Origin of the sequence: Gordonia phthalatica, assembly GCF_001305675.1 — a bacterium.
In the GTDB taxonomy this organism is placed as follows: Bacteria; Actinomycetota; Actinomycetes; order Mycobacteriales; family Mycobacteriaceae; genus Gordonia; species Gordonia phthalatica.
The window spans coordinates 541,595-555,158 of record NZ_CP011853.1 but is presented as its reverse complement, the minus strand read 5'-3'; the positions used below and the strand labels follow the sequence as shown (position 1 = coordinate 555,158).

Sequence of the window (13,564 nt, the reverse complement as noted above, 5' to 3'; positions counted from 1 at the left end):
GTCTTCCCGCTCGGTACGTTGGACGTCGTGACCAACGAAGATCCGTACCTCTGGCTCGAAGATGTGACCGGCGACGACGCCCTGGCCTGGGTGCGGGAGCACAATCAGCCGACCGTCGACGAGCTCACGACCTCCGACCGCTTCGCCGAGCTCGAGGCCGCTGCGCTGGAGATCCTCGACACCGACGAGCGGATCCCGTATGTCCGGCGACGCGGCGACTTCCTCTACAACTTCTGGCGCGACGCCGCCCACCCGAAGGGCCTGTGGCGGCGCACGACGCTCGACAGCTATCGCACCGACACGCCCGAGTGGGACGTCCTGATCGACGTCGACGCCCTCGCGGAGGCCGAGGGAGAGAACTGGGTGTGGGCGGGTGCCACCATGAATCGGCCCGCCTACGACCGCGCGCTGATCTCCCTCTCGCGCGGCGGTGCGGACGCCGCGGTGGTCCGCGAGTACGACGTCCCCACCCGCAGCTGGGTGGACGGCGGTTTCGCGCTGCCGGAGGCGAAGTCGCAGGTCGGCTGGATCGACCGCGACACCGTCTACGTCGGAACAGATTTCGCGCAGACGCCGGACGGCCTGCCCGCGATCACCTCGTCGGGCTACCCGCGCACGGTGCGCCGCTGGTCGCGCGGCACCGACGTCGCCGACGCCCCCACGGTCTTCGCCGGCGAGGTCTCCGACGTCGCGGTCGGCGCGGTGTGCACCCACACGCCCGGCCACGTGCGGCACTTCGTGTCCCGCTCCACCGACTTCTACAACGCCCTCGACTACGAACTCCGCCCCGGCGCCGACGACACCGACGACGAACTGATCCGCATCGACGTCCCGACCGACGCCCACTACGACGTCCGCCTCGACTGGCTGACAGTGCTGACCCGATCGCCGTGGACGGTCGACGGCACCGAGTACCCGGCCGGAACGCTCCTGGTCTTCGACTACCCCGCCTATCTGACCGGCGACCGCACGCACACCGTCCTGTTCACCCCTGATGCGCACACCAGCCTGCAGGATCACGCGTACACGAAGTCGCACCTCGTGCTCGTCACCCTGCACGACGTCGCGACCCGCATCGAGGTCCTCACCCTCGGTACCTGGGAGCCCGTCGAGCTCGACGGCCTGCCGGAGCTCGCCACGCTCGGCGTGCTCGACGCCGATCCGGACGACAGTGACGAGATCTGGCTGTCGGCGAGCAGTTTCACGCAGGCGCCCAGCCTGCTGCAGGGCACGACCACCGGTGGCGTCGCGGTGATCAAGGCGACGCCCGCCGCCTACGACTCGTCGGACGTCTCCACACAGCAGTTCTTCGCGACGTCCGACGACGGCACGCAGATCCCCTACTTCGTCATCAAGCGCGACGACGTCGCATCCGGCCCCGCACTGCAGTACGGGTACGGCGGTTTCGAGAACGCGATGACGCCCAGCTACCTCGGCATCGCGGGCCGCAACTGGATCGCCCGCGGCGGCGTGTACGTGATGACGAACATCCGCGGCGGCGGCGAGTACGGACCGGAGTGGCACACGCAGGCGCAGAAGGCCGGCCGCCACCTGGTCTACGAGGACTTCGCCGCCGTGGCACGTGATCTGGTGGCGCGCGGTCTCACGACCACCCCGCAGCTGGCGGCTCAGGGCGGCTCCAACGGGGGCCTGCTGATGGGTGTGATGGCCACCAGCTACCCGGAACTGTTCGGCGCACTGGTGTGCTCGGTCCCGCTCCTGGACATGCGGCGCTATCACCTGCTGCTGGCCGGCGCGTCGTGGATGGCCGAGTACGGCGACCCCGACGATCCGGCGGAGTGGGAGTTCATCTCGCAGTACTCGCCCTATCAACGACTGCGCGCCGGCCTCCCGATGCCCGCGTTCCTGATGACGACCTCCACTCGCGACGACCGCGTGCATCCCGGCCACGCCCGCAAGTTCGTCGCCCGGATGGAGGAGCTCGGCTATCCGGTCCGCTACTACGAGAACATCGAGGGCGGGCACGGCGGCGCCGCCGACAACCGGCAGGCGGCGTTCAAGTCGGCGCTGAGCTACGAGTTCCTGTGGCGGACCATCGGCAGCGTCGACCCCAACTGACGGAGGCGGTGCGGCAGGCCGGTCGACGTCGGCGACCGGCCTGCCGCGCACGATCGGGTACATCGCGAACCCGATCAGCAGCGCGATCGCGTGGCCGACGTCGGTGAAGGTCACCGGATCCACGATCACCGGCGGCGCGAACGAGACCAGGCAGCCCGCGAGGTAGATCCACCGCCAGGGTCGCGGAATCCGATACGCGAGCACCCCGATCACCGCTGCCATGAAGTAGCTGACGCCGACGTCGACGATGGTCGCGAGGTCGGCGGGCGCACGGCCGTCGACGATCGCGGCGCCGACGAGACCCTGGCTGAGGATCGACGCGAGAACGTGTCCGCCCAGGCCCACGACCAGGAACCGCCACCAGCCGAGCCACCGTTCGGCGACGCCGAGGAAGACGGTGAAGCCCACGACGTAGGGCAGCCAGTAGGCGCCGTCGAGCCAGAACAGGCTCCCGACGAGCGCCCGGATCGGATGATGCTGCAAGTTGGCCAGGTTGGTGGAGCGGCGATCCAGGATGCGGTCGAGCCGCTCCGGCGGCAGGGTGTGCTGTGCGATCGTCGTCGCGAGCAGGAGCGTCAGCCACGAGTAGGTGATCGGCGCGCTGCGGATCCAACGGCCCACCGCCGCGGCGGCACGGCGCACCCATCCTGCTCTGCTCGAACCCGTGGCGCCGGTCACCGTCTCACGGTACGCCGATCCGGGCCGATCGGACGGTCCGCGCTGCGTGTTAGATTTGCCTGGTCATCCAGCGATGACATGCGAGGAAGCCGGTGCGATTCCGGCACGGTCCCGCCACTGTGATCTGCTCCCCGCGAAGCAGCAGTCAGACACTCGCGCATCGCTGATCCCCGGCCCGGGGCGGAGTCACCCCAGGGAGGAAATACCGACATGCGCGCCCCACGTCTGAAGGTCCTGCTCGCCACCGCGGCGGTCCTCGTCCCGCTCGTGGCCACCGGCTGCTCCAGCAGCACGTCCACCGACGCCGGCGCCTCCCGCGACTGCATCACGGACTTCGACGCGTCGAAGGACTACTTCCCCGACAAGTCGACGATCGAGGACGCCACCGGCTTCACCATCGACTATCACCGCTCGTACCAGGTGGTGACGGTCGCCGAGCCGTATCCCGGTGCCGAGCCCGCCAAGTACGTGCTGGTCCGGTGCGGTGCCCCGACGCCGAAGCTGACCGGCGACCTCGCCGGTGCGCCGACCGTCCAGACGCCGATCCGGAGCATGTACTCGGGCTCCACCACACAGCTGCCGTCGATGGCCGCACTCGATCGAGTCGACGTGGTGACCGGTGTCGCCAACGCCGACTACGTCTCGAATCAGCAGGTCCGCGACCGGATCAGCGAGGGCAAGGTCCGCGGCTACGCCGACGGCACCACCGTCAAGACCGAGGACGTCATCACCGGCCACCCCGACGTCCTGGTCTCCGCGGGCTTCGACGACCCCGCCTACGCCAAGATCGCGAAGGCCGGGATCCCGGTCCTGGCCGACGCCGACTGGCTGGAGCAGAGTCCCCTCGGGCGCGCCGAATGGATCAAGTTCTTCGCCGCCCTGACCGGCACCGAGAAGAAGGCCGCCGACACCTACTCCGGCATCAAGAAGGGCTACCTGGAGGTCGCCGAGAAGGTGAAGGGTGCGCCGAAGGTCGACGTCCTGCAGGGCAGTGTCTTCTCCGGCAAGTGGACCCGCCCGGGCGGCGCCAGCTATTCGAGCAACCTGGTCGAGGCGGCCGGCGGCACCAGCCCGTGGGCCGACGACACCTCCACCGGCAGCCTCGAACTGAGCCTGGAGACGGTGATCGCCCGCCAGTCCGGCGCCACCGTGTGGATCATCAACAACGCCGACATCAACACTCTGAAGGCGTTGTTCGCCGAGGAGCCTCGCTACCGCGCGTTCACCAAGGCCACCAGTAACGTGTGGAACTCCACCAAGGCCGTCAGCCCGAGCGGCGCCAACGACTTCTGGGAGCGCGGCGTGCTGCGCCCCGACCTGGTCCTCGGCGACCTCGCGGCCCTGATCCATCCCGAGCTGTACCCGAGCCACCAGTTCGTGTTCTACCAGCGCCTGTCCTGATCTCATGACGGTCGTGAGCGGGAGGAACCCCGCGCGGACAGCCCTGTTGCTGTCCGCGCTACTGATCGCGTGTGTCGTCAGCGTCGCGATCGCCATCGCGGTCGGCTCCGAGTGGATCCCCCTGCACGACGTCGTGTCCATCCTCGCGGGTGGCCACTCCGCCGATCCCGGCTGGGACTTCATCGTCCGCGAGGTCCGCCTCCCCCGCGTCGTGACGGCACTCCTCGCCGGCGCCGCGCTCTCGGTCGCCGGACTGCAGATGCAGACGCTGTTCCGCAATGCGCTCGCCGACCCGTACGTCCTCGGCGCCAACTCGGGCGCGAGCCTCGGCGTCGCCGTGGTCGTGATGGCGTCGGGCGCGTCGTGGGCGGGGTTCACCAGCGGTCTCGCGGGCGGCAGTCGGACGGTCACCGTGCTCGCCGCCGCACTCGGCGCGGCCGTCGTGCTCGGCGTCGTCCTGATCATGGCGCACTGGGTGCGCAACGCGGTGGTCCTGCTGCTGGTGGGTGTGATGGTCGGCGCCGTCACCGCATCGATGGTGTCGGTGCTGATCGTGTACGCCAGCACCCCAGAGTCCGTGCAGCAGTTCCTGAAGTGGGGCATGGGCAGTTTCAGCAACACCGTCTGGTCGGACATGTGGGTGTTCATTCCCCTCGTCGCCGGCACCGCGGTGCTCTGCTTCGCGACGGCCCGCTCGCTCAACGCCCTCCTGCTCGGCGAGAACTACGCGCGGTCGATGGGGGTCGACCTGCGCTGGGCACGGACCCTCACGCTCGCGTCGTCGGCCCTGATGACCGGCGTGGTGACCGCCTACTGCGGGCCGATCGGCTTCCTCGGTCTGGTGGTCCCGCACCTCACGCGCGGACTGTTCCGGTCGTCGAATCACCGCACCCTGATCCCCGGCTGCGTGGTGGTCGGCGCCCTGCTGGCGCTGTGGTGCTCCATCCTCAGCGAGCTGCCGGGCAACGATCATTCACTGCCGCTCAACGCCGTCACCGCCATCATCGGCGCCCCGATCGTGATCACCGTCCTGGTCCGCGGCCGGGTGGGAGGAGCCGTATGAGCGCCCCGTCGCACGTCTCGGCCACCGGACTCATCCTGTCCGACGTGGAGATCGGCTACCGCGGCCGGCACGGCGCCACCGTCGCCTCCGGGATCACCGCGCAGGCCAGGCCCGGCGAGCTGACCGCGCTCATCGGGCCCAACGGAGCGGGCAAGTCGACGCTGCTGCGGACCATCTGCGGGCTTCAGCCGTCGCTCGGAGGTCGGGTGGAGCTGTCCGACGGCACGTCGGTGGAGAGGCTGGGACGCACCGCGCTGGCCCGTCGGGTCGCGGTCGTCACCACCGACAGCGTCGACCCCGGGCGACTCTCAGCACGCGAGGTGGTCGGCCTCGGCCGCACGCCCTACTTGGCGATGACCGGGAAGATGAGCGCGGCGGATCACCGGATCGTCGAGGAGTCCATCGACGCGGTGGCCGGGCAGTCCCTCGCTGCCCGACCGTTCATCGACCTTTCCGACGGGGAGAAGCAGCGGATCCTCGCCGCCCGCGCGCTGGCTCAGGAGCCGGAACTGCTGGTGCTCGACGAGCCGACGTCGCACCTGGACGCACCGTCGCGCGTGGAGTTCTGCGACCTGCTGCGCACCCTCGCCCGCGAACAGCAGATCACCGTGCTGCTCTCATCGCACGAGTTGGAGCTGATGATGCGGGTGGCCGATCACCTCTGGCTCCTCGGTCCCGACGGAACGATGGCCGCCGGCAGTCCACGAGAACTCGCCGACCGCGGCGACATCGGCGCCACCTTCGACCGCGGCCGCCTCACCTTCGACCCCGACCACTTCGTCTTCAACATCGCGGAGGAGCGCTGACGAGGCGCAGGCTCACCTGTTCGACGCCACCCTCGCTATCACACCGATCAGCACGACCACCACGCCGCCGATCCCGACGTACATGGAGATCGTCGACAGGTGATCGACGATGCCGCTGACGACCACCTCGATGGTGGTCTTGGCCGCGCTGTCGGTGTCGGCGAGACGGTCGCTGACCACGTTGTTGGTGAGGATGCCGAGCGCCCAGCCGACGACTCCCGCGAGCACGGCGCCGACACCCAGCCAGGCCAGCACGGTGGCGCGCCGGGTCGCGGTCAGGAGCGCGAGGATCGAGGCGACGATCGCACCGATGACGCTGACCCACGCGAGGATGTTCACCAGCGTGCCGCTGTCCTCCAGCGAGCCGGCGGTGATCTGGCTCTGGTCGATCGTGACGATCACCGGCCCCGGCACCTTCACCGGGATCGGGAGCGGCGCCGACCGGATCACCCGATCGATCATCGGGCTGATGTCGAGTTCCATCATGTGCAGGTCGACATCGGGGCCGGGTGCCGTGAACAGCCACTTGTGCTGCTGGCGGGCCACCTCGCCGAAGTCTTCGACGAAGCCGTCGCTGCGCGCATAGTTGCGAGCGGCGGGCAGCACGGCGTCGGCCGCGATCCTCGATCCGGTGCGTTCCTCCACCGACGCGGCGACCTTGTCGGCGAAGTAGTTCTGCACCGAGGTGTCGTGTGCGGCCTCCGCCGCGGACGCCGAGAAGCCGCTCTCCGAGACCACCCGCTGTGACAGCCACATGCTCGGAACGGCGACGATCATGCAGACCATCGCGACAGCGGTGAACAGGCCGGAAACTACGCTTCGCACGGTGTCGAGGCTACCGGCTCAGTCGCCCAGGAGGTCGCGGGCCCGCCCGACGATCAGCGGATCCGGCTGTCCCACCAGGACCTCGTCCTTGCCGTCGTAGTCGTGCAGGCTGAGCACGTAGCGCATGGCGTTGATGCGTGCCCGCTTCTTGTCGTTGCTCTTGACGACGATCCACGGTGCGAAATCGGTGTCGGTGTCGGCGAACATCTGCTCCTTGGCCTCGGTGTACGAGTCCCAGCGATCCAACGACGCGAGGTCCATCGGTGACAGCTTCCACTGCCGGACGGGGTCGATCTGCCGGATCGCGAACCGGGTCCGCTGTTCCAGCGGCGTCACCGAGAACCAGAACTTCACCAGGTGCACGCCGTCGTCCACCAGCATCTTCTCGAAGGCCGGCGCCTGCTGCATGAACTGGTCGTACTGCTCGGGTGTGCAGAAGTTCATCACCCGCTCCACGCCCGCCCGGTTGTACCAGGAGCGGTCGAAGAAGACCATCTCTCCCGCGGCGGGAAGGTGCTGCACGTAGCGCTGGAAGTACCACTCGGTGGCCTCCCGCTCGGACGGCTTCTCCAGGGCGACGGTCCGCGCGCCACGCGGGTTCAGGTGTTCGTTGAACCGCTTGATGGTGCCGCCCTTGCCCGCGGCGTCGCGGCCCTCGAAGAGCATCAGGTGCCGCTGACCGGTCTGCTTGGTCCACTTCTGCAGCTTCAGCAGCTCGATCTGCAGCTTCCGCTTGGTCACTTCGTATTCGCGGCGGCTCATCCGCTCGTCGTACGGGTACTCCTCGCGCCAGGTGTCGACGACGTTCCGCTCGGGCAACGTCAGCAGGATCGGATCGTCGTCATCGTCGTCGATGACGGTGAAGCCGGTGGTGTCCTGCAGGTCGACGATGCGCTGCAGCGCCTCCCGACCGGAGATCAGGCTCAGATCGGGGCCGATGCGCGGTGAAGTGATCTCGGCGGGGAGTTCTGTCATGAGCGAAAGGCTAACGCGGTCCGGCCGGTTCGGCACGCCGAGCAGAACGGGCGGGACATCCGTCCCGCCCGTTCACCGTCTTCGTGCCCGCTCAGCGCAGGTTGACGCCGCCCCACTTGAGGCAGCTGCGGCCGGTGGTGGAGTCGTAGGCGGCAGCCATGCTGCCGAGGCAGGCCACACCGTCGCCGGTCGCGAACGCGCCGCCCGCGGCACCGGAGATCGCGATGGTGGTGCCTCCGTGGCGGCCCTGCGCGACAGCGGTGGAGTACGGGCCCTGCGAGTAGGCGTAGCCATGCCCGCCGTAGATGCCGCTGGCGAGGGCAGCCGAGTTGTTGCCGTTGTTCTCCGCGGTCGCGGTGCCGCCGGTGGTCGAAACCGCCAGCGCCGCACCGTTGTTCGTGTTGTCCTTGGCGCTCGCCTTACTGCCGGGGCCCGCATTGGCGACGCAGTGGCTCTTACCGTTCACGTGCTCGACGCGCTGGTTGTTGTTCGCGGTGCACTTGGTCGCGGCGCCGGCGTCACCGCCGCCCAACAGGGTGGCCATCCCGAATGCCGCAGCAATGGCGACCAGGCCGAACAGAACACGAACAGACAGCGAGCGCAGCCTCATGGAAATCCCTCTCAAGCAGTGAAGAAAGCAGACCGTACGACCTCCCACCGGCGTACGACGCGCTGCAAGACTACCGCTTGAAGTGCGATCCTCAGCACACGCACAGGCGTTCGTGATCGGAACGATTCCAAACGTGTAATTCGATCGACGAAAGCCCAGTTCAGCTCGTCACAGGGCGGTCGAATCACCCTCAAGTCCATGTCGAGACCCGGCACAGAAATCGACCCCGGTGACGCATGATGCGTCGCCGGGGCCGACTGGTGGGGGGTGAAGAGATCAGCTGCGGCGCTTGACCTCGTCGGTCAGGCCCTTCTTCGCGGTGTCGACCGCGATCTTCTGCGCGCGCTTCACCAGCAGGCCGGGCAGTTTGATCTTGAGCTCGACGGACAGGTCGAACTTCACGTGGGTGGTGGCACCGTTGTCGGTCAGCGTGTAGACGCCGCTCTGTTCGCTGAGCTGACTGCTCTCGACCAGCGTCCAGGCGCAGGTGGTGTCGGTCCAGGTGTAATCGAGCGTCTGGTTGTCGGTCATGCCGACGGCGCTGACCGACAGTTCGACGCGATCCGGACGTCCGTCGGCGTCCGTGGTCAGGATCTTCGCCGACTTGTGCGGCCCCGACCACTCGGGGAGGGACTCGACGTCGAGCAGGATCTCCATGACCAGCGAGGCCGGCGCGTTGAGATCGAATTCAGTTGATGCGGAGACAGCCATGGAGAGAACCTACCCCAGCGGAGGACGTTGAGCCGTCCCGCCGCCCAAATCCTCGTCGACCGCGGCCTCCGACATCGGGTCGGTGCGCCGCTGCGCGAGCTCCCGGAGGTGGGCGACCGCCCGATCCAACGGCTGCACGCTGCGCCGCGCCCGGCACAGTACGACGGCGCCCTGAATGCTCGACAGGATGGCGTCGGCCAGGTCCTCGGCGCGGCGGTCGTCGAAGTCCTCCTCCCGCAGTCGGGCGGACAGCAGGTGGCCCCACTGCAGGAAGACCTCCTCCGCCGCGTCGGCGGCCTCCGGGTCGGTGGCGCGCGCCTGGGCGCCGGCCCCGATCGGGCAGCCCGCCTCGAAATCCGACGCGACGAGCCGGGTCCGCCAGATGTCGGCGATCGCGGCGATCGACCGGTGCACGGGCAGGCGCCGCGCGACGTTCAGTTCGGCGCCGAGCTCCTCCCCCGCGTGTCGGACAGCCTCGTCCATGAGCTGCGCCCGGCCGCCCGGGAAGTGGTAGTACACCGAACCGCGAGCCGCACCGGACGCGGCGAGCACGTCGCCCACCGACGTCCCCGGAACCCCCTTGCGGGCGATGAGTTCGGCGGCGCACCGGATCATCGCCGTGCGGGGTGATTCGGGTGTCGGCATCGGCTGTCGGGTCAGGCCTCGAGGAAGCGGTCGCGCAGGGCCTGCTGCGCGACGGCGTCGATGCCGAGGGCGTCGGCGAAGTAGGCCTCGAGCGAGCCGTGCACGGTGTCGACCTCGTCGAAGGCCGCCTCCAGATACTCGGCGCGAACCCCGAGGACGTTGGTCAGCAGGTCGGGATCGCCGCCGGCGGCGGCGAACTTCTCGAAGACCGGGGCGAGCGCCGGAACCAGTCGGTCGTTGGTGAGGAGGTAGTCGCGGAAGACGTCGTCGCGCGAGACGCCCATCAGCGACAGGAACGACGCCGCCGCCCACCCCGTGCGGTCTTTGCCGGTGGTGCAGTGGAACAGGGCGGGCGAGCGGTCCTCGCCGAGCAGTCCGCGATAGAACCGGGAGTAGCTGTTCCGCGCACTGTCGGCGGTGATCATCTCGCGGTAGGTGCCCACCATCTTCTGCGCGGCGCCCTGCCCGGCCAGGAACTCGTTGACCTGGGCGACGGCCGCCGGGTCGGTCAGCACGGTCGCGAGGTTCGCGGGGACGGCGGTCGACGTGTCGGCGAGGACGTCGAGATGCACCGGTGCCACGTCGTCCCAGGTGGGGTCGGGCATCGCGTCGGTCTCGGCGGTGGAGCGGAAGTCGTAGACGGTGCGCAGGCCCAAGGCGGCGTGGAGCTGCTGCGTCGCGGCGGCGTCGTCGACGAGTGCACGGAAATCGGTGGAGCGGAACAGCATTCCGTATCGGACGGGACGGCCGTCGGCGCCGGACCAGCCGCCGAGGTCGCGGAGATTGGGCAGGGCGGGGACGGTACTCGGCGCGCCGGGCACGCGGACCTGCTGATCAGTCATGTCTGTACTTTAAGCGCAGCCGCGCGGCCACCCGCTCGTTACCATGAGGGGTGTGAGCACCCTCCCAGACGCCGTCGCCGATCAGCACCCCGCCAGCCCCCTGCCCGCCGACCTGATCGCCGACGTGGACGCGGTCATCGATGCGGACACCGAGCGTCTGGTGGACATGTTCAAGGACATCCACCGGAACCCGGAACTCGGGTTCATGGAGGTTCGCACCGCGCGGATCGTCGAGTTGGCCCTGCAGAATCTCGGCTTCGACATCACCAAGGGCATCGGCACCACCGGCATCGCGGCCATTTACCGCAACGGTGACGGCCCCGTCGTCATGTACCGCGCCGACATGGACGCCAACGCGATCGAGGAGGAGACGGGCCTCGATTACGCCAGCGACGTGCGGGTGACGCGCGACGACGGCACCGAGGTCCCCGTCGCCCACATGTGCGGGCACGACGCGCACGTGACGTGGATGCTCGGCATGGCGAACGCGCTCGTCAGCGTCAGGGACCGCTGGTCGGGCACGCTGGTGCTGATCGGGCAGCCAGCCGAGGAGCCGATCACCGGCGCCAAGGCGATGGTCGACGACGGCCTCTACAACTTCATCCCCAAGCCCGACGTCTTCATCGGCATGCACACCGCTCCCGGCCCCGTCGGCGTCGTCGTCTCGTCGCCCGGCCCGCGCATGGCGGGCACCGATCAGGTCGACATCCTCTTCCACGGCGTCGGCGGTCACGGATCCATGCCGCAGCGCGCCAAGGACCCCGTGCTGATGGCGGCGATGGCGGTGGTCGAGTTCCAGAGCATCGTCTCCCGGATGATCGATCCGCAGCAGACCGCGGTCTTGACCGTCGGCTCCATCCAGGCGGGCGCCGACAACAACGTGATCCCGGCCGAGGCGCTGGTGAAGGCCAACCTCCGCTGGTACGACCCCGCCGTCCGAGAGGTGATGCTGAAGGCCGTGAGATCGGTGTCCGAGGGCATCGCCCGCACGTACGGCATGCCCGAGGACCGGATGCCGGAGATCATCATGAAGGGCGGCTCGTCGCCCCTGGTGAACAGCGTCGAACTGGCGGAACAGATGGCCGCCTCTCTCGGCGAGGTGCTCGGCGAGGAGAACATCGTCACCGACCTGCCGCGCGCCACCGGTTCCGAGGACGTGCAACTCCTCAAGGGCCCGTACCCCGACATGCCCTTCAACTACCTGCTCGTCGGCATCGCCGACCCCGCCGTCTACGCGGCCGCCCGCGAGCGCGGCGAGGACTTCCCGTTCTCTCCGCACAACCCGAACTACATCGTCGACCTCGCCGCGATCCCCCACGGCGCCAAGGTCGCGTCGTACGCGATGCTGGGGCTGCTGGGACGTCCGTAGGGACGCACCGTCTCGATTCCCACATGAGGCGTCGACTCCCGCGCGTTGTCTGACAATGCGCGGGAGCCAACGCTGCATGCGGGAATCGATACCCGGTGTGGGAACGCGCTCAGTTCGAAGGCCGGTCATCCTCTGACTGCGACCGACGGTCGGCGATTTGTTAAGCAGAAGTCCGGCGATCGGTTAAGTAGAAGTTCGGCGGTCTGTTAAGTTGGGCGCCATGGACTACCTTCGACGAGTCCTCGATCAGGAACTCGACGAGCTGTTGCCCGGTGTCGCCGCGATCGCAATCGAAGGCGCGAAGGGTGTCGGAAAAACCGCGACTGCGCTACGCCGCGCTCAATCCACGCTGCGGCTCGACGATCCCGCACGACACTCTGCATTGACGGCCGATCTGGACCTCGTCACTCGCCTCGAGCCACCTGTTCTCATCGACGAATGGCAACTCGTTCCGCCTGTTTGGGACCGGGTGCGGCGGGCGGTCGACGACGATCCGACCGGTGGCCGGTTCCTACTCACAGGATCGGCGCACACGCCGTCGAGCGCGCGGCTGCATTCCGGCGCCGGCAGGATCATTCGACTGCACATGCGTCCCCTGTCGATGGCAGAGCGCTTCCCCAACTCTGCAACGGTATCGACCACAGAGCTGCTTTCAGCTGAAGCCCAGGTCGACGGTCGCAGCGAACTCGCCGTACCCGACTACGCTCGCGAGATACTCCGCTCCGGATTCCCCGGTATCCGCGACCTGCCAGACCGTGCCCGTCGCGCGCAATTGGACAGCTATGCGGAAAGGATCGTCGAGCACGAACTCGCCGACAGCGGCGTCACGATTCGCTCACCCGAAGCCTTGCGCGCCTGGCTCACCGCCTACGCCTCCGCGACCTCGTCAGACGCCTCGTACTCGGCGGTACTCGACGCGGCGACCCCGGCCGAGGCCGACAAACCGAGCCGACAGACGGTCAGCCGCTATCGAGAGCACCTGGCACGACTGTTCGTCGTCGATCCGGTTCCAGCCTGGACTCCCACGTTCGCCCCGTTGAAGCGCCTGGCGAAGACGCCGAAACACCACCTCGTCGACCCGGCCCTGGCGGCCAGGCTCGTCGGTCTGGGTGAACGCGCGCTACTCCAGGGCGACGGGCATCATTTCAAAGCGGAAGGCAGCACTTTCCTCGGTGCACTGTTCGAGTCGCTGGTCACCCAGTCCGTGCGGACCTACGCACAAACTGCCGAAGCACGTGTCGGCCACTTGCGAACGCGCAACGGCGACCACGAGATCGACCTGATCATCGAGAATCCGGACATGAGCATCATCGGCATCGAAGTGAAACTGAAGCCTTCTGTCGTCGACCGCGATGTGGTGCACCTGCACTGGTTGAAGGCACAGATGGGCTCTCGCATGATCGATCAAGTGGTCATCAACACCGGAGAGTACGCATACCGCCGCCCCGACGGTGTCGCGGTGATCCCGTTGGCCTTGCTCGGCCCTTGATCCGGTCGCACCGAGGCCCTAGACCCAGCCTGACCGCCACCACCGTCTCGATTCCCGGCGTGGGAACGCAG

Annotated in this window: 12 protein-coding genes, 1 pseudogene and 1 riboswitch; of the genes and pseudogenes, 6 read left to right on the top strand and 7 right to left on the bottom strand. The window is 68.3% G+C overall.

The annotated features are described in order from the left end of the window. The first annotated feature begins 27 nt into the window (after positions 1–27). Positions 28–2,079, top strand: a complete 2,052-nt coding sequence (locus ACH46_RS02555; RefSeq protein ID WP_226995737.1) for a prolyl oligopeptidase family serine peptidase — start codon at positions 28–30, stop codon at positions 2,077–2,079. A 96-nt stretch (positions 2,080–2,175) separates the two neighbouring features. Here the strand turns inward: ACH46_RS02555 and ACH46_RS21840 are convergent. Beyond that, positions 2,176–2,700, bottom strand: a pseudogene (locus ACH46_RS21840) (rhomboid-like protein); the annotation flags it as partial. A gap of 97 nt (positions 2,701–2,797) precedes the next feature. Further along, a riboswitch (cobalamin riboswitch) is annotated at positions 2,798–2,932 on the top strand. Positions 2,933–2,967: 35 nt separating this feature from the next. On the opposite strand from ACH46_RS21840, the gene ACH46_RS02550 reads away from it, so the two are divergent. The 3 genes from ACH46_RS02550 to ACH46_RS02540 are packed head-to-tail and all read left to right on the top strand — an operon-like array spanning position 2,968 to position 6,027. Then, positions 2,968–4,158, top strand: a complete 1,191-nt coding sequence (locus tag ACH46_RS02550) for an ABC transporter substrate-binding protein (RefSeq protein WP_062391549.1) — start codon at positions 2,968–2,970, stop codon at positions 4,156–4,158. Between the two features lie 4 nt (positions 4,159–4,162). Then, complete coding sequence (locus ACH46_RS02545) at positions 4,163–5,221, top strand: iron ABC transporter permease (RefSeq protein ID WP_062391548.1); 1,059 nt, start codon at positions 4,163–4,165, stop codon at positions 5,219–5,221. Then, complete coding sequence (locus tag ACH46_RS02540) at positions 5,218–6,027, top strand: ABC transporter ATP-binding protein (RefSeq protein ID WP_062391547.1); 810 nt, start codon at positions 5,218–5,220, stop codon at positions 6,025–6,027. Before ACH46_RS02545 ends, ACH46_RS02540 begins: the two co-directional genes overlap by 4 nt. A 12-nt stretch (positions 6,028–6,039) precedes the next feature. On the opposite strand, the gene ACH46_RS02535 is transcribed toward ACH46_RS02540, so the two are convergent. The 6 genes from ACH46_RS02535 to ACH46_RS02510 all read right to left on the bottom strand — a co-directional run bounded on the left by ACH46_RS02535 (position 6,040) and on the right by ACH46_RS02510 (position 10,635). Next, the gene (locus ACH46_RS02535) at positions 6,040–6,852 is read right to left on the bottom strand and encodes a hypothetical protein (RefSeq protein WP_062391546.1); all 813 of its coding nucleotides are present in this window, start codon (positions 6,850–6,852) and stop codon (positions 6,040–6,042) included. A gap of 18 nt (positions 6,853–6,870) precedes the next feature. Then, a complete protein-coding gene (ppk2, locus tag ACH46_RS02530) occupies positions 6,871–7,827 on the bottom strand; it encodes a polyphosphate kinase 2 (protein WP_062391545.1) in 957 nt (318 codons plus the stop codon). 91 nt (positions 7,828–7,918) lie between these two features. Next, the gene (locus tag ACH46_RS02525; protein WP_062391544.1) at positions 7,919–8,437 is read right to left on the bottom strand and encodes a DUF6764 family protein; all 519 of its coding nucleotides are present in this window, start codon (positions 8,435–8,437) and stop codon (positions 7,919–7,921) included. Positions 8,438–8,713: 276 nt separating this feature from the next. Beyond that, positions 8,714–9,148 (bottom strand): SRPBCC family protein, encoded by a 435-nt coding sequence (locus ACH46_RS02520; RefSeq protein WP_062391543.1) that lies wholly within the window; start codon positions 9,146–9,148, stop codon positions 8,714–8,716. A 9-nt stretch (positions 9,149–9,157) separates the two neighbouring features. Then, positions 9,158–9,793, bottom strand: a complete 636-nt coding sequence (locus ACH46_RS02515) for a TetR/AcrR family transcriptional regulator (RefSeq protein ID WP_226995736.1) — start codon at positions 9,791–9,793, stop codon at positions 9,158–9,160. Between the two features lie 11 nt (positions 9,794–9,804). After that, complete coding sequence (locus ACH46_RS02510) at positions 9,805–10,635, bottom strand: tyrosine-protein phosphatase (RefSeq protein ID WP_062391542.1); 831 nt, start codon at positions 10,633–10,635, stop codon at positions 9,805–9,807. A 43-nt stretch (positions 10,636–10,678) separates the two neighbouring features. Here ACH46_RS02510 and ACH46_RS02505 point away from each other — a divergent pair, with 43 nt between their 5' ends. Both ACH46_RS02505 and ACH46_RS02500 read left to right on the top strand, forming a co-directional pair. Next, on the top strand, positions 10,679–12,004 hold the full coding sequence (locus ACH46_RS02505) for an amidohydrolase (protein ID WP_120298685.1): 1,326 nt from the start codon (positions 10,679–10,681) through the stop codon (positions 12,002–12,004). A gap of 220 nt (positions 12,005–12,224) precedes the next feature. Continuing rightward, on the top strand, positions 12,225–13,493 hold the full coding sequence (locus tag ACH46_RS02500) for an ATP-binding protein (RefSeq protein ID WP_062391540.1): 1,269 nt from the start codon (positions 12,225–12,227) through the stop codon (positions 13,491–13,493). Positions 13,494–13,564 lie beyond the last annotated feature (71 nt).

What these genes read in the sequence shown, in the direction of transcription:
- ACH46_RS02550 (WP_062391549.1), top strand. Translation starts at nt 2,968, where the DNA reads ATGCGCGCCCCACGTCTGAAGGTCCTGCTCGCCACCGCGGCGGTCCTC.
- ACH46_RS02545 (WP_062391548.1), top strand. Translation starts at nt 4,163, where the DNA reads ATGACGGTCGTGAGCGGGAGGAACCCCGCGCGGACAGCCCTGTTGCTG.
- ACH46_RS02540 (WP_062391547.1), top strand. Translation starts at nt 5,218, where the DNA reads ATGAGCGCCCCGTCGCACGTCTCGGCCACCGGACTCATCCTGTCCGAC.
- ppk2 (WP_062391545.1), bottom strand. Translation starts at nt 7,827, where the DNA reads ATGACAGAACTCCCCGCCGAGATCACTTCACCGCGCATCGGCCCCGAT.
- ACH46_RS02525 (WP_062391544.1), bottom strand. Translation starts at nt 8,437, where the DNA reads ATGAGGCTGCGCTCGCTGTCTGTTCGTGTTCTGTTCGGCCTGGTCGCC.
- ACH46_RS02520 (WP_062391543.1), bottom strand. Translation starts at nt 9,148, where the DNA reads ATGGCTGTCTCCGCATCAACTGAATTCGATCTCAACGCGCCGGCCTCG.
- ACH46_RS02515 (WP_226995736.1), bottom strand. Translation starts at nt 9,793, where the DNA reads ATGCCGACACCCGAATCACCCCGCACGGCGATGATCCGGTGCGCCGCC.
- ACH46_RS02510 (WP_062391542.1), bottom strand. Translation starts at nt 10,635, where the DNA reads ATGACTGATCAGCAGGTCCGCGTGCCCGGCGCGCCGAGTACCGTCCCC.
- ACH46_RS02505 (WP_120298685.1), top strand. Translation starts at nt 10,679, where the DNA reads ATGAGGGGTGTGAGCACCCTCCCAGACGCCGTCGCCGATCAGCACCCC.
- ACH46_RS02500 (WP_062391540.1), top strand. Translation starts at nt 12,225, where the DNA reads ATGGACTACCTTCGACGAGTCCTCGATCAGGAACTCGACGAGCTGTTG.